This window comes from Mycobacterium sp. IDUB_37 (genome assembly GCF_055419245.1).
Window position 1 is genome coordinate 167,497 of sequence record NZ_JBVAXG010000007.1, and the last position, 15,546, is coordinate 183,042.

General features: G+C 66.6%; 11 protein-coding genes and 1 tRNA gene. 5 read left to right on the forward strand and 7 right to left on the reverse strand.

Features of this window, described 5'->3' with window-relative positions; genetic code table 11:
* Nucleotides 1-50 precede the first annotated feature (50 nt).
* Nucleotides 51-1,469 carry a PE family protein gene (locus ACZY1I_RS22765; RefSeq protein WP_463757527.1) on the forward strand — a complete coding sequence of 473 codons (1,419 nt, stop codon included), beginning with the start codon at nt 51-53 and terminating at the stop codon, nt 1,467-1,469.
* Nucleotides 1,470-1,478: 9 nt separating this feature from the next.
* Here ACZY1I_RS22765 and ACZY1I_RS22770 read toward each other — a convergent pair.
* Nucleotides 1,479-1,554: transfer RNA gene (locus ACZY1I_RS22770), tRNA-Thr, on the reverse strand.
* A gap of 78 nt (nt 1,555-1,632) precedes the next feature.
* Nucleotides 1,633-2,859 (reverse strand): DNA polymerase III subunit delta', encoded by a 1,227-nt coding sequence (locus tag ACZY1I_RS22775; RefSeq protein WP_463757530.1) that lies wholly within the window; start codon nt 2,857-2,859, stop codon nt 1,633-1,635.
* Between the two features lie 154 nt (nt 2,860-3,013).
* Between ACZY1I_RS22775 and ACZY1I_RS22780 the strand changes: the two genes are divergently transcribed.
* Complete coding sequence (locus ACZY1I_RS22780) at nt 3,014-4,672, forward strand: adenylate/guanylate cyclase domain-containing protein (RefSeq protein WP_463757533.1); 1,659 nt, start codon at nt 3,014-3,016, stop codon at nt 4,670-4,672.
* Here ACZY1I_RS22780 and ACZY1I_RS22785 read toward each other — a convergent pair.
* The 5 genes from ACZY1I_RS22785 to cspA all read right to left on the reverse strand — a co-directional run bounded on the left by ACZY1I_RS22785 (nt 4,640) and on the right by cspA (nt 9,825).
* Entirely contained in the window at nt 4,640-5,305 is a 666-nt protein-coding gene (locus tag ACZY1I_RS22785; protein WP_463757933.1) for a nitroreductase, read from the reverse strand. The genes ACZY1I_RS22780 and ACZY1I_RS22785 overlap by 33 nt on opposite strands.
* Nucleotides 5,306-5,402: 97 nt before the next feature.
* Nucleotides 5,403-5,834: a MarR family winged helix-turn-helix transcriptional regulator gene (locus ACZY1I_RS22790; RefSeq protein ID WP_463757537.1), complete on the reverse strand. Its 432-nt coding sequence runs from the start codon at nt 5,832-5,834 to the stop codon at nt 5,403-5,405.
* A gap of 14 nt (nt 5,835-5,848) precedes the next feature.
* Complete coding sequence (gene topA, locus ACZY1I_RS22795; RefSeq protein WP_463757539.1) at nt 5,849-8,665, reverse strand: type I DNA topoisomerase; 2,817 nt, start codon at nt 8,663-8,665, stop codon at nt 5,849-5,851.
* A 207-nt stretch (nt 8,666-8,872) separates the two neighbouring features.
* Nucleotides 8,873-9,451, reverse strand: coding sequence for a hypothetical protein (locus tag ACZY1I_RS22800; protein ID WP_463757542.1), 579 nt, complete (start codon nt 9,449-9,451; stop codon nt 8,873-8,875).
* A 170-nt stretch (nt 9,452-9,621) separates the two neighbouring features.
* Nucleotides 9,622-9,825, reverse strand: a complete 204-nt coding sequence (gene cspA / locus ACZY1I_RS22805; RefSeq protein ID WP_003419650.1) for a cold shock protein CspA — start codon at nt 9,823-9,825, stop codon at nt 9,622-9,624.
* A 341-nt stretch (nt 9,826-10,166) separates the two neighbouring features.
* On the opposite strand from cspA, the gene ACZY1I_RS22810 reads away from it, so the two are divergent.
* The 3 genes from ACZY1I_RS22810 to ACZY1I_RS22820 all read left to right on the forward strand — a co-directional run bounded on the left by ACZY1I_RS22810 (nt 10,167) and on the right by ACZY1I_RS22820 (nt 15,534).
* Nucleotides 10,167-12,479: a DEAD/DEAH box helicase gene (locus ACZY1I_RS22810; RefSeq protein WP_463757550.1), complete on the forward strand. Its 2,313-nt coding sequence runs from the start codon at nt 10,167-10,169 to the stop codon at nt 12,477-12,479.
* Between the two features lie 202 nt (nt 12,480-12,681).
* Nucleotides 12,682-13,626, forward strand: coding sequence for a PE family protein (locus ACZY1I_RS22815; protein WP_463757552.1), 945 nt, complete (start codon nt 12,682-12,684; stop codon nt 13,624-13,626).
* Between the two features lie 870 nt (nt 13,627-14,496).
* The gene (locus ACZY1I_RS22820; protein ID WP_463757555.1) at nt 14,497-15,534 is read left to right on the forward strand and encodes a PAS domain-containing protein; all 1,038 of its coding nucleotides are present in this window, start codon (nt 14,497-14,499) and stop codon (nt 15,532-15,534) included.
* Nucleotides 15,535-15,546: the final 12 nt, after the last annotated feature.

Genomic DNA, 15,546 nt, shown 5'->3' on the forward strand with positions numbered 1-15,546 from the left:
GCCCGCGATAGCGATACGTTGGATGTCTATCGTCCGGCGGGAGGCCACCGTTGTCGCAGCTGGTTGCAATTCCAGAGCTGATGGCTTCTGCGGCAACCGATCTGGCCGGCATCAAATCGGTATTGACCGCGGCCAACGCGGCCGCCGCCGCACCGACCGTCGGGTTGCTGGCGGCCGCCCAGGACGAGGTGTCAACCGCGCTGGCAGCGCTGTTCTCCGGCCATGCGCTGGAATACCAGTCACTCAACGACCAGGCGACGGCGCTGCATCAGCGGTTCGTGCAGTTGCTGACGTCGGGCACCGGGGAATACGCGGCGGCGGAGGCAGCCGGTGCGGGGCCGTTGCAACCGTTGCTGGACCTGATCAATGCACCAACTCAGACCTTGTTCGGGCGGCCGCTGATCGGCAACGGCGCCGACGCGGCAGCGGCCGGTGGCGCGGGCGGCGCCGGTGGATTGCTGCTGGGCAACGGCGGCAGCGGCGCCGCTGGCGGCGCGAGTCAGTCCGGCGGTGCCGGCGGTGACGCGGGACTTATCGGTAACGGCGGCAATGGCGGCACGGGCGGCATCGGTGGCGCCGCGGGTGGCGCCGGCGGGCACGGCGGCTGGCTGTTCGGCGACGGCGGCCGCGGCGGGCTGGGCGGTGCAGGGACGTTGGCGAACACGGCCGGCGGCAGAAGTGGTGCCGGCGGCGCCGCCGGACTGTGGGGTGCCGGCGGCGGCGGTGGTGCGGGCGGGGCCGGGAGCAACGTCGGCGCGGGCGCGGCCGGCGGCAATGGCGGACAGGGCGGCAAAGGTGGCCTGCTTTACGGCCCCGGCGGCTTCGGCGGCGTGGGCGGCGACAGCACCCTCGAGGGGAATGGCGGCGCGGGCGGTGACGGTGGCTCAGCCACGCTGTTCGGGCAAGGCGGCCAAGGTGGCGCGGGCGGGGCGGGCAACTCCGCCCTGAGCGCGCACAACGGCGGCACCGGCGGTGCTGGCGGCCGGGGTGGATGGGTGTTCGGCGCCGGAGGGTTCGGCGGGAACGGCGGACAAGGCGGTGACGCCGGCGTTGCCGGGGTCGGCGGCGACGGCGGTGCGGGAGGTGCCGGCGGTTCCGGCGGCGCCGTGTACGGCAATGGCGCGCGGGGCGGCGCGGGCGGCCAAGGCGGCAACGCGGCGGGCATCCCCGGCGGGATCGGCGGTGACGGCGGGGCCGGTGGCTACGGCGGCTCCACCGGGGTGGTGGGTACCGGCGGGATCGGCGGTGGTGGTGGCGCCGGTGGGCTCGGTGGTACCGGCGGAAAGGGTGGCGACGGCGGGAATGGCGGCACCGGCGGGTCCGCTGAGGTCCTCGGCACCGGCGGCGACGGTGGGGCCGGCGGCGTCCCAGGAGCGCCGTTTGGCAGCTCGGTCGGTGGTCTCGGTGGCGCCGGCGGCGCGAAAGGGGTGCTGTTCGGTGCGGACGGTCAGCCCGGGCCGAACGGCTGACCGACTAGATGGAGCCGCCTAGGAGAATCGAACTCCTGACCTATTCATTACGAGTGAATCGCTCTACCGACTGAGCTAAGGCGGCTGTACCCGTTGGCGCCCACGCGCCGGGCGGGACGAGTCTACGGCAGGCGGACCGCGTGGCCCAACTCCGGACGCCGGGTTAGCGCAGTTCCTGGCCGATGGTGGCCACCATGGCGTCGACGGCGAACTTCGGTTTGACGTTGATCGCCAGCGCCTCACGGCATTCCAGCACCGCCTCGATGCAGCGCAGCAGCCGCTCCGGGGTGGCATGGTCGGCCAGCGAGCCCACCCGCTCGGCCATATCCGGGTGGTTGGGCCGCACCTGACCCGCCTTCGCCGAGACCACCAGCGCGTCCCGGAAGTAGGTGGCCAGATCCATCAGCGCCCTATCCAGCGCGTCCCGCGACGCCCTGGTCTGGCGGGACTTCTGCCGTCGCTCCAGATCCTTGATCGCGCCCGCCGAACCACGCAACGCCCCGGCGGCGCCTTTCCCGGTGCCTCCCGCTCCCAGCGCGGTACGCAGTTCCTCGGTCTCGGTCTCTGCGCGTCCGGCGGTCTGCGCCACTGCCTCGGCTTCGGCGGCAGCCACCAACTCTTCAGCAGCGAGGAACGCCCGCGCCGGGCGTGCAGCGTCCCGAATCAACTCCAGCGCCTGCTCTCGCCGCTGCCGTGCCTCGGAGTCGGTGGCGAGCCGGCGCGCCCGACCCACGTGACCGCCGCTGACCGATGCCGCCCATGTCGCCGTGTCAACGCCCAGGCCGTCGACGTCGATCAAGACCTGCGCAATCGCTTCGGTCGGCGGAGTCACCAGCGCGACGTGCCGGCATCGGGAACGCAGCGTGATAGCGATGTCTTCGGGGTCGACCGACGGCGCACACAGCAGGAAGACCGTGGACGGTGGTGGTTCCTCGACGACCTTCAGCAAGGCATTCGCGGCACCTTCGGTCAGCCGGTCGGCATCCTCGACAACCACGATTTGATGGCTACCAGTCGTCGGCCGTCGCGACGCGATCTGCACGATCCCCCGCATCTCACCGACACCGATGGACAGGCCTTCGGGAATCACCCGCCGCACGTCAGCGTGAGTGCCCGCCATCGTCGTCGTGCAGGCTTTGCAGCGTCCGCACCCGGGGCCGCCGTCTTCGACCGTGCTGGTGCATTGCAGCGCCGCCGCGAAGCACAAAGCGGCAATCGATCGGCCAGAACCTGGCGGACCGGTGATCAGCCACGCATGTGTCATAGTCCCGGAGCTCGCGGGTCCGTGACCCTGATCACTGCGAGAACCAGCGCGCGCGGACCTAGCGGCGGCCAGCAGTTCAGCCTCCACGACTTGCTGGCCTACCAGCCGTGTAAACACCCCCGTCATCATCGGCAACAGTAGCCAGCGCCCCCGACAGATACCGTTCAGCGTCCGTTTCGCGACCCTTCCGTGATCTTTCCTTTTCTTTCCTGCACGAAGGCGACTTGCCGACCCACTTTTTAGTTTCCGACGAGTCCCTGCTGACCGATACGGTGGTTCCGTGAGCACGGCAGCAACACTCCCTCGGCGGATCAGCGCATTCGCCCGCTGGGTGGTGCGCACGCCATGGCCCGTCTTTTCGCTGAGCATGCTCCAAGCCGACATCATCGGTGGCCTGTTCGTGCTGGGCTTCCTGCGCTACGGCTTGCTGCCGCACGACCGGATTCTGCTGCAGGATCTGCCGCCGCTGAACGTCGCGATTTTCGTCTCGTCAGTGATCTTCCTGTTCCTGTTCGGGTTCGCCTGGAACCTCAAACTTCTGGTGCCGGTATTCCGATGGCAGCGCCGCGACAACCTGCTGGTCGAAGCCGACCCATCCACTACCGAGCTGGCCCGTACCCGCGCCTTACGCATGCCCTTCTATCGCACAACCATCAGCGCGGCGTCCTGGGCGGTCGGCAGCGTGATTTTCATCGTGGCCAGCTGGTCGGTAGCCCGGCACGCCGCACCCGTGGTCGTGGTGGCCAACGCGCTGGGTGCTACGGCCACCGCGATCATCGGCTACCTGCAATCCGAGCGGGTGCTGCGGCCGGTGGCTGTCGCCGCGCTGCGCAGCGGTGTGCCCGAGAACGTGCGCGCGCCCGGAGTCATCCTGCGGCTGATGCTGACCTGGACGCTCTCCACGGCCGTGCCGCTGCTGACGATCGTGCTTGCGGTGACCTCGGACAAGATCTCGCTGCTGCACACCTCAGCGGAGACACTGTTCAACCCCATCCTGTTGCTGGCGCTGGCGGCGCTGGGCATCGGCGCGGCCAGCACGCTGCTGGTGTCCATGTCGATCGCCGATCCGCTGCGCCAGCTGCGCTGGGCACTGTCGGAGGTGCAGCGCGGCAATTACAACGCCCACATGCAGATTTACGACGCCAGCGAGCTGGGCCTTCTGCAGGCCGGCTTCAACGACATGGTCCGCGATCTGTCCGAACGACAGCGACTGCGTGACCTGTTCGGTCGGTACGTGGGTGAGGATGTCGCCCGTCGGGCCATCGAGCGCGGCACCGAACTGGGCGGGCAGGAACGCGACGTCGCGGTGCTTTTCGTGGATCTGATCGGTTCCACTCAGTTGGCAGCGACCCGGCCACCCGCCGAAGTGGTGCATCTGCTCAACGAGTTTTTCCGGGTGGTGGTCGACACCGTCGGTCGCTATGGCGGGTTCGTCAACAAGTTCCAGGGTGACGCCGCGCTGGCAATCTTCGGAGCGCCGATCGAACACCCCGACGGCGCCGGTGCCGCGCTGTCGGCCGCCCGGGCCCTGCACGACGAACTGCTTCCGGTGCTGGGTTCGGCCGAGTTCGGCATCGGCGTATCGGCCGGCCGGGCCATCGCAGGTCATATCGGCGCTCAGGCCCGTTTCGAATACACCGTCATCGGCGACCCGGTCAATGAGGCCGCCCGGTTGACCGAGCTGGCCAAGGTCGAAGAAGGCCACGTGCTGGCATCGGCGATCGCGGTCAGCGGCGCGCTGGATGCCGAAGCGCTGTGCTGGGATGTGGGCGAAGTCGTCGAACTGCGTGGGCGTACCGCGCCCACGCAACTCGCGCGTCCACTGAACCTTGCCGAGCCCGGTAGCTTTGCCCGGCCGACCGAGGAAGCGGCCGCCGAGGTGGACAGCGACAAGGCTGACCTGACCTCAGCCGTCAACGAAAGTAACCGTCTCGGCTAACGGCGCCCGGCCCGTCCGTTCGTGCACCACCGTCTCATCCTCGTAGCCGATCGACAGTGCGCAGAACAGCATCAACCGGTCGGGGGGCAACAGCACGTCGGCGACGGTCTCGCGATACACCGACCAGGCCATCTGCGGGCAGCTGTGCAGTCCTTCAGCGCGAAGCAGGACCATGACGGTCTGCAGGTACATACCAACATCGGCCCATTGCGCCGGGCCAAGGTCACGGTCGATGTAGCAGAACAGTGCGGCGGGCGCGCCGAAGCAATCCCAGTTCGCGACGGCGGCACGCTGGCGCGCCCCGACGTCATCCCGCGATATGCCCAGCGCTCCGTAGCGCTGCTCTCCGAAGTCGGCGCGGCGCTCGCGGTACGGGGACTTCATCGCAGGCGGATACATCTCGTACTCCCGCTCATCCCAGGGGTCACCGATAGCGACCCTTTCGAGGGCGCGCTTCTTGATTTCCGCCAGCGGCGCGCCGGTGACCACGTAGCAGTTCCACGGCTGAATATTGGATCCCGACGGCGACCAGGCCGCGGCGGCCAGCACCCGCTCCAGCACCTGCTGCGGTACCGGTCGGTCGGTGAACCCGCGCACTGCCCGGCGGCTCGTGACTGCCTCGTATACGTCCATCTCCGTCACCTCTGTCATCCGCCCGATGCGAACCCTTACACCTTATAGTATTGAGTGAGATGGTTTCATTCAATACTTTGTGACGGTTGCGACATCCTCACTCGACCGCGGGGCCGGTCAGCCGGGTCAGCAAATCGGTCAACTGCTCGGGTTCGCCGGGTTTCAGTGCCTGCACGAAACGCTCCGCGAGCGGCTCGGCCGCCACATGCGCGGCATCGAAGAGGTCGAGACCCGCGGCCGTGATTTCCACCGCGCGCGCCCGACGGTCGCCGGGGACCGCGTTGCGGACGGCCAGACCTCGCCGCTCCAAGTCGTCCACCACCCGCATGATTCCGGCCTTATCCGAGCCCGTCGCCTCCACCAGGTCCTGCTGACGGGTGGGACCACGCTCGACCAGCGCAATCAATACGGCGAAATGCCGGACTTCGATTCCAAGTGGCCTCAACGCCTCCGACATCACCGCGGCCGCATGCCAGTGCGCCCGGCGCAGTAGCAGGCCCAAAGCGAATGGCGATGCCTCAGCGGACACGCGCCAACGTTAACCTAGCTGCGCTTGACAGCTTTCTTCGCCGGCGCCTTCTTCGCGGGCACCTTCTTGGCCGGCGTCTTCTTCGCAGCGGTCTTCTTCGCGGTCCGCTTCACGGGCCCACGAGCCCTGCGGTCGGCGAGCAGTTCGGAAGCCCGCTCGTCGGTTATCGACAGCACATCGTCGCCCTTGCGCAGGCTGGCGTTGGTCTCGCCGTCGGTGACGTAAGGGCCGAATCGCCCGTCTTTGATCACCATCGGATTGCCAGACGCCGCATCGGTACCCAACTCGCGCAGCGGCGGCGCCGAAGCCGATTGGCGCCCAGAGCGTTTCGGCTCGGAGTAGATCTTGAGGGCCTCATCGAGGGTGATGGTGAACATCTGGTCCTCGTTTTGCAGTGACCGAGAATCCGTGCCGCGCTTCAGGTATGGGCCATAACGCCCGTTCTGCGCGGTGATCTCGTCACCGGATGCGGGATCCGCGCCAACTACCCGCGGCAGCGACAGTAGCTTGAGCGCGTCCTCGAGCGTCACCGTCTGCAGGTCCATGCTGCGCAGCAGCGAACCGCTGCGAGGCTTCGGCCCGACCGGCTTCTTACCCCTCTTGGCCGGCGCCTCACCGCCCTCCTCGGGCGGAGGTTCCGGCAGGATCTCGGTCACGTACGGGCCGTACCGGCCGTCCTTCGCGACGATGTCATGACCAGTTGCCGGGTCCACGCCCAGCACCCGACCCTCCTGCGGGGTCGCAAAAAGTTCTTCCGCCACATCAAGAGTCAGCTCGTCAGGAGTGAGCGAGTCATTCAGGTTGGCCCGCTGCGGCTTGGTCTCACCGTTGTCGTCGGCAACCGTACGTTCCAGGTAAGGCCCGTTCTTTCCGACCCGGACGTAGACGGCACGGCCTTCCACGTCATCAAACAGCTTGATGGAGTTGACTTCTCGCGCGTCGATGCCTTCGAGGTTGACGCCGACCAACTTCTTCAGGCCGCCGGAGCGGGCCACCGAATCGGCAACGCCGTGCGCTCCGCCGAAATAGAAGTTGTTGAGCCAGTTGGTGCGCTGCTCGTTCCCGGAGGCGATGGCGTCGAGCTCGTCTTCCATGGCCGCGGTGAAGTCGTAATCCACCAGGCGACCGAAATGCTGTTCCAGCAAACCAGTTACGGCGAACGCCACCCAGGACGGCACCAGTGCGCTGCCCTTCTTGTGGACGTAGCCACGGTCCTGGATGGTCTTGATGATCGAGGAGTACGTCGACGGCCGGCCGATGCCCAACTCTTCGAGCGCCTTGATCAGGGAAGCCTCGGTGTAGCGGGCGGGCGGGTTGGTGGAGTGCCCGTCCGGGTTCAACTCGATCGCTTCGAGTCGCTGTCCGGCGGTCAGGTTGGGCAGCCGGCGCTCGGCGTCGTCAGCCTCGCCGCCGGCCTGGTCATCCACCGTTTCCACGTAAGCCTTGAGGAAGCCCGGGAACGTCAGAGTGCGCCCACTCGCCGAGAAGACCACCTGCTGATTGCCGGCTGCTCCTTCGATGCGCAGGCTCAGGGTGGTGCCGCGGGCGTCCGCCATCTGGGAGGCCACGGTGCGCTGCCAGATCAGCTCATAGAGCCGGAATCCGTCACCGTCGAGCTCGGAGCGGACCGCGTCCGGAGTGGCGAATGTTTCGCCGGCGGGCCGGATCGCCTCGTGCGCCTCCTGGGCGTTCTTCACCTTGCGGGTGTACTGCCGCGGGGAAGGCGACACGTACTCCTCGCCATAAAGCTGGCGCGCCTGATTGCGCGCGGCCGTGATCGCCGACTCCGACAGCGTGGTCGAGTCGGTACGCATATAAGTGATGTAGCCGTTCTCGTAGAGGCGCTGCGCGACGCTCATCGTGCGTTCGGACGAGAACCGCAATTTGCGGCCGGCCTCCTGCTGCAGCGTCGACGTCATGAACGGCGGGTACGGCTTGCGGGTGTACGGCTTTTCCTCCGCCGAGGCCACAGTCAGCTGCGCGCCCTGCAGGTTGGTCGCCAGCTCTGTCGCGCCGGCCTGGTTGAGGACGATGACTTCGTCGGCCTTGCGCAGAGTGCCCAGCGAGTCGAAATCCCGGCCCGTAGCGACCCTCAAGCCATCGACATTCGTCAGCCGCGCGGCAAAGGTCGGCGGCTGCGCCTTCGGGTCGGAAACGCTGGCGTCCAGCCTGGCCAGGATGTCCCAGTAGGACGCGCTGCGGAAGGCCATCCGGTCGCGTTCGCGTTGCACGATGATGCGGGTGGCAACTGACTGCACCCGGCCGGCCGACAGCTTGGGTGCGACCTTTTTCCACAACACCGGGCTGACCTCGTAGCCGTACAGCCGGTCCAGGATGCGCCGGGTTTCCTGCGCGTCAACCAGATCGATGTCCAGGTCACGCGGGTTCTCGGCAGCCTCGAGGATCGCCGGCCTGGTGATCTCGTGGAACACCATCCGTTTCACCGGGATGCGCGGTTTCAGGGTTTCCAGCAGGTGCCAGGCGATGGCTTCGCCCTCGCGGTCACCATCCGTAGCCAGATAGAGCTCGTCGACGTCCTTGAGCAGGCCTTTCAGCTCGGTGACCGTGCTCTTCTTCTCCGGGCTGATGATGTAAAGGGGTTCGAAGTCCGCGTCAACGTTGACACCTAGGCGGGCCCACGGCTCAGACTTGAACCGCGCGGGCACGTCGGCCGCGGCGCGGGGTAGGTCGCGGATGTGTCCCCGGGAGGACTCGACGATGTAGTTGGACCCCAGGTAACCCGCAAGTTTGCGCGCTTTGGTGGGCGACTCGACTATCACGAGTCGCCGGGTAATCCCGTTTCTGCCGCCGGAACGGCTCCCGTCAGCCAACTGCGCCTACGCTCCATCTCCTGTGCCGGTCCCCTGGCGGAACCGCCCCGCAGGGAAGAATGACAGCTCCGACCCCTGAAATTCCCGGAAATCCGGTCAACCAGAGGTACGCCGCCGTTCCCTTCATCTCGCGGGCAACTGACAATTTCGCACCCTTGGGCGGGCCTGCGCAAACCGACCACCCCGGACAAGGGGCGGATCGGGTCCTCAAACCCGTGGCCACAGTTCCAACGCCTCGGCACCCTCCGGGGGTTCTCCTACGTTCTCTACCAGGCGCGATAGCCTGCGCCGACCGCCGATTCGCAGCGCCGGCCGGGCCCCGCGGGTACCGATCAGAGTTGGTGCGATCCCGACGCGCATCAACGCCGATGCCAGTGGCGAATGCGTGTCCGGCGCGTGCGGGTCCAGGCCCAGCAAGTAGCGGTCCGCCTCGGGATTGCCGGCCGCCAGCGTCCACGTCCGCAACTCCCGGGGACCGGGCAACCAGCGCGGGGGCACCGTCTTCACCGCACCTCGCGTCCACTCTCTGGCGATACCACGCAACGAGGGGTCGACCGCCGTCCGCACCAAAGGGGTGTCTTCGTCGGTTCGGGTGATCTCCGGGATGAGGCCGGCCTGCGTGATCATGTCGGCCAACGCCGCCGCCCGCCAATGGTGATCCACCACCACCGACAGTCGCGCGCCCGAACCGACCACGACAATCTGGCCGCTCGCCGCCAGCAACCCACATAGATCTCCGACTGCGGGCGGCACAGACTCCGCGGCGAAGAAGGAAAGCTGGCTCACGAATCAAGACAGTAGGCCAGCGAGTCGATCGGCGGCTTCTCCACTCCGGCGCGGCGCAGCGAGCAAGCAGAGCCGGGAGGCGGTCACACACTCCCGGGTAACGAGAACCCCCCGGGGCGGTTCCCGCAAAAGCGAGTCTGCGCCGGGGGGTTTCGTCAGAATCTGCTCGATTAAAGGGAGCGGACTCCGGTGGCCTGGGGGCCCTTGGGGCTGTGGCCGATCTCGAACTCGACCTTCTGGTTTTCTTCGAGGGTGCGGAAGCCCGTCCCCTGGATCTCCGTGTAGTGGACAAAAACATCCGCGGAACCGTCTTCGGGGGCGATGAAGCCGAACCCCTTCTCCGCGTTGAACCACTTCACAGTTCCCTGTGGCATCTCTCGATCGTTCCTTTGCTTATCTATCTGGGTGCGGGGCGCCGCCTTCCGATGCCCCGGGCCAGCCACGACCGCCATACCTCGCGGAGTCGCCGGAATTTCACCCGACAGATAACCTCGCAGGAACCGCGACCGCAACGTCGATCCTGCGAAAGCTTTGACACGAACACAGAAGCTGCGACCGCAAACAGTCAACCATGTTCATCGCCGCAACGACAGCCTCTAGACGACGGAAACAGCACCTAATTTACGTCGGCGTCATCTTGTAGGCAGGTGCATCGTCCCCGCTAGCGACGTCGACGGCGTAGTGGTCGGTCGGTAAAGGTCAGGAAAGGAATGTGATGGCCAGTTTCGGCAGCGAACTCCTTGCCGCTGCCCTCGCCGGCACCGCTCCGGACGAACGACCGCTGCGCCACATCGCCGAGCTACCGCCCCGAATCGGCCGGCCGCGCGGCTGGCCGGAATGGGCCGCGCCCGAAGTGGTCCGAGCCTTCACCGACCGCGGCATCCGCACACCGTGGTCCCATCAGTCCGAGGCCGCCGATCTGGCCCACACCGGCCGGCATGTGGTGGTGAGCACCGGAACCGCGTCGGGCAAGTCTCTGGCCTATCAACTCCCCGTGCTGACCGCGTTGGCAACCGACCCCCGAGCCCGCGTGCTCTACCTGTCCCCCACCAAGGCGCTGGGCCACGACCAGTTGCGCACCGCACACGCCCTGGTCACCGCCGTTCCGCTCAACGACGTCGTGCCCACCGCCTACGACGGGGACAGTCCCACCGAGGTGCGCCGATTCGCCCGGGAGCGCTCCCGGTGGATCTTCTCGAACCCCGACATGATCCACCTGTCGATACTGCGCAACCACGCCCGCTGGGCAGTGCTGTTGCGCGGCCTTCGCTACGTGGTGGTCGACGAGTGCCACTACTACCGAGGCGTGTTCGGCTCGAATGTGGCGATGGTGCTGCGCCGCCTGTTGCGGTTGTGCGCGCGCTACGGCTCCTACCCGACCGTGATCTTCGCCAGCGCGACCACCGATTCCCCGGGGGTGACCGCCACCGAGCTCATCGGCCAGTCAGTCGTGGCGGTGGTGGAGGACGGGTCCCCGCAGGGCGCCCGCACGGTGGCGCTGTGGGAGCCCGCGCTGCTGGCCGAACTGACCGGCGAGAACGGCGCCCCGGTGCGGCGGTCGGCGGGCGCGGAGGCGGCGCGGGTGATGGCCGACCTGATCGTCGAGGGTGCCCAGACGCTGACATTCGTCCGGTCGCGCCGTGCCGCCGAACTGACCGCGCTGGGCACCCAGGCCCGCCTGGACGACATCGCCCCGCAGCTATCGGGCACGGTGGCCTCGTATCGCGCCGGATATCTCTCCGAGGAGCGCACCGCTTTGGAGCACGCCCTGGCCGAGGGACGGCTGCGGGGCCTGGCCACCACGAATGCGCTGGAGCTGGGTGTCGACATTGCGGGGCTGGACGCCGTCGTGTTGGCCGGCTTCCCGGGCACCGTCGCGTCGTTCTGGCAACAGGCCGGCCGATCGGGTCGGCGCGGCCAGGGCGCCCTCGTGGTGCTCATCGCACGTGACGATCCATTGGATACGTATCTGGTGCACCACCCGGCCGCGTTGCTGGCAAAACCCGTGGAACGGGTGGTGATCGACCCGGGCAACCCCTACATCCTGGGACCCCAACTACTCTGCGCCGCGACCGAACTACCACTCGATATCGCCGAAGTCCGGGCGCTGGATGCCGTGGACGTGGCCGAGGGACTGGTCGATGACGGGCTGCTGAAACGGCGCGGCGGCAGATACTTTCCCGCTCCGGGCGTGGAACCGCACGCGGCAGTGGACATTCGGGGATCCATCGGCGGCGAGATCGTCATAGTCGAGGCAGATACGGGTCGGCTGCTGGGTAGCACCGGGGTCGGGCAGGCGCCGGCATCCATTCATCCCGGTGCGGTGTACCTGCACCAGGGTGAGAGCTACGTCGTCAACTCGTTGGATTTCGAGGAGGGCATCGCCTTCGTTCGCGCCGAAGACCCTGGCTACGCGACATTCGCACGGGAGATCACCGACATCACAGTCACCGGGCCCGGGGAACGAACGGTCTTCGGCGCCGTGACGCTGGGGCTCGTGCCGGTGACCGTCACCAACCAGGTCGTCGGGTACTTGAGGCGCCGCCCAGACGGCGAGGTGATCGACTTCGTCGAGTTGAGCATGCCGGAACGCTCGCTGCCCACCGTTGCGGTCATGTACACCATCGACCCAGAAGCGTTCGAGTGCAACGGCATTGAAGCCGTCCAGATTCCGGGGTCGTTGCACGCCGCCGAACACGCGGCGATCGGGTTGCTGCCGTTGGTGGCCAGCTGCGACCGAGGCGACATCGGCGGCGTGTCTACCGCACTCGGTCCCGACGGCCTGCCGACCGTCTTCGTCTACGACGGGTATCCGGGCGGCGCCGGATTCGCCGAACGCGGCTTTCGGAGGGCTCGCACCTGGCTGGCGGCGACGGCGTCGGCCATCGAGGCGTGCGAGTGCCCCACCGGCTGCCCGTCGTGTGTGCAGTCGCCCAAGTGCGGGAACGGCAACGATCCGCTGGACAAGGCCGGTGCCGTACGGGTACTGCGCCTCGTGCTCGCTGAGTTGGATGACGAATCAGGCTGATCCGTGCCGCTAACTGTGGCGCCGAACCCTGTGGCAATCGCGGGCGCGCGGTAGCCGCCGACCGCGGGAGCAAACAATTCAAAGCCCCAAAAAATTAAGTGTTGCACTTGCGTAAAAAGGCGCTAAATTGCTCATATCCATGGCATTGCGATGGTGATCAGACACTGGCCGGGTCTGTCGGGAGCGGATTGGGAGGTGTCGCGTGTCTTTCGTCGGAGCGGTGCCCGAGTTCATCGGCGCATCGGCCCGCGACCTGGTCGGCATCGGCATGACGATCAGCAGTTCCAACGCGATGGCAGCGGGACCCACCGTTGTCCTCTCGGCCGCCGCGGGCGATCAGGTGTCAGCCGCAGTCGCGGCATTCTTCTCCGGGCACGCTCGTGGCTATCAGACGCTCAGCGCCCAAGCGGCAGAGATTCACAACGAGTTCGTGCAGAAGCTCAGCACGGGAGCCAATAACTACGCCGCCACCGAGGCCGCCAATGCGGCCCCCATGGATCAATCACTCGACGCCGCCAACACGGCGGAAAAGGTCGCGGGGCAACCGATCGCCGGTGCCGGCGGCACTACCACAGGCTCCGGAGCAAACGGCTCACAGCGAAGCAATGGAAACAGCGCCGCAGCGGGGGCACAGCAAAGGGTCGGCGGTGGCGGCTCGAGACTGACCATGGGTCTGGTCGGCGGTGGCGGCTCGGCCCGGTTGGGCGAGTCCGGCGGAAACGAGCGTTACGGCGGACTCCTGTTTGGCAACGGCGGCGTCGGATCCGCAACACGACTCGGCAACGCCGGTGCCGCCGAACCGGGCCGCATCGGGGGACTGCTGGGTACGGTGAGTCGTACGGACCACGCCGGTAGCGTCACTTCGGGCGACGCCGGGCGGCCGAGCCCAACCCTGCGTCGACTGGCCGACTCCAGTGCCGACAGTGAGCCAACCGGCGCTACCAGCCAGGTCGGTGGCGGCAAGCTGAGGTTCGGCGACCCGAGGGGCTGGTTGCACTCCTGCCGCTGCGTCGGCGGGTCCGGTGGGCAGTTGAGGCCGTCGGCCGCAGGCACCGAGGCAGGTCCGCTGAGCGTCACGTCAAGTGCTGGCGGAAATAGCGGTCTCTCGATGGGTGGCCGACCGAATCTTCGCGGCGCATCTAGCTGAGCTCACCGCGTAATACGCAGCAGCACAACATGATTCATAGCGTCGCTTTGCTCCCCGACGACAGGTGGGGAGCCTCGTCGGTCGCGGCAGGACCGCCGGCTGCCAAACATCAATCACGCTGATACACAACAAATTGCGATGCGCCGAGCGCCCATTGATCCAATTACGTTACAGGGAATCAATTCCATCCAAGTCGGATGCATTGAAAGATTACGGATGGGAACTGCATTGCAAATCCCGCGACAATAACGTTCGAAATCCGGTGGATGGCGACCGACCCCTCGACGGTCGACCTCCACCGATTCGTTGTTTGACACTCGTACAACAAGATCCGCTGTCTATGTCAAACGTTATGCAGCAAAAACTTACATGGATTCAAGTCTCGAGCGCAACACACACGTGAGCCATTTCACGAACGATCCCTGTGCGAAATCCGCCTATCGGTATGGCAAATCTGGCGCAGTAAGACCCAGATCTGTTGCGGCACCTTCAAATACCTCCTACGGTCCTCAAGTGACCATTGGTCACACGAATTCTCCCCCGCATATGCCCCCCCAAGGGCAGGGAGCCAACAGATTTGACGTTCATGACAATAAATTCGGGGAGCTCCGCCACGCGGTCGATTCCGCGGACGTCGGCAACACCGCTGCGGCAGTTCGGCGCAACCCCGGGAGCGCCCCGCGAGTGGGCCGGTCGAGGCGGTGCTCCGATGCGCGGCTCCGGTCGTATTTTCCTTTCGCGCAATGAATTCCGCCGGACCCGCGATGTGCGAGCTGCCAGGCATGGCGCGATGACATTGTCAGCACCGGTCACCACGACGATCCCCCGCCCGCCTCAACAGTCTGTGTCGCAGTCAGTAAACTGCGCCGTATGGGCCACGACTGGTTGCTCGTGGAGACGTTGGGGGATGAGCCCGCCGTCGTCGCGCAAGGGCGACAGCTGAAGAACCTCGTTCCGATCTCCACGTTCTTGCGGCGCAGCCCCTACCTCGCGTCCGTCAAGACAGCGATCGCCGAGTCCGTACAGACCGGCCAGGCTCTGACCAGCATCACCCCCAAGAACGACCGCGTCATCCGCACCGAACCGGTGATGATGTCCGATGGTCGCATGCATGGCGTGCACGTCTGGACCGGTCCGGTCAACGAGGAACCGCCCGAGCGGCCCACGCCCGGTCCGCTGAAATGGGACCTCACCCGTGGCGTGGCCACCGACACCCCCGAGTCGCTGGCTAACAGCGGCAAGAATCCCGAAGTTGAGGTCACTTACGGCAGGGCCTTCGCCGAGGATCTTCCGTCCCGCGAGCTCAATCCGAACGAGACCAAGGTCCTGGCCATGGCGGTGCGCGCCGAGCCCGGCCAAACAATCTGCAGCACATGGGATATCACCGATTGGCAGGGTAATCCGATCCGAATCGGCTTCACTGCCCGCAGCGCGATGGAGCCGGGACCAGACGGGCGGGACCACCTTGTGGCGCGCGCAATGAATTGGCGTGCCGAACACAAGGGCGCGGCGGTGGCCCGTGACGATCTGGCGCAACGGATTCTGAATGGATTGGCGCAGGAGGGTGTTCATCGGGCCCTCGTCGACCTCAAGAACTGGACCTTGCTGAAATGGCTCGACGAACCCTGCTCGTTCTACAACTGGCGCGCTACCGAGTCCGACGTCGCCCGGGTCCATCCCGATGACGAGGCCCTATTGTCTTACATGACAAAGGAATTCGCCAACGGTGCAACCAGCCGGGTGCTGAGACTGCCGGGAAATGACACCGAGTGGGTGCCTGTGCACGTCACCGTCAATCGAGTCGAGCTCGAGCCGGATACATTTGCCGGGCTGCTCTCTCTGCGATTGCCTACCGAAGAGGAACTCGCGGCGGCCAAACGACGGAATGCGACGGACGAACCCGACTGAGTCGGTAGTCCA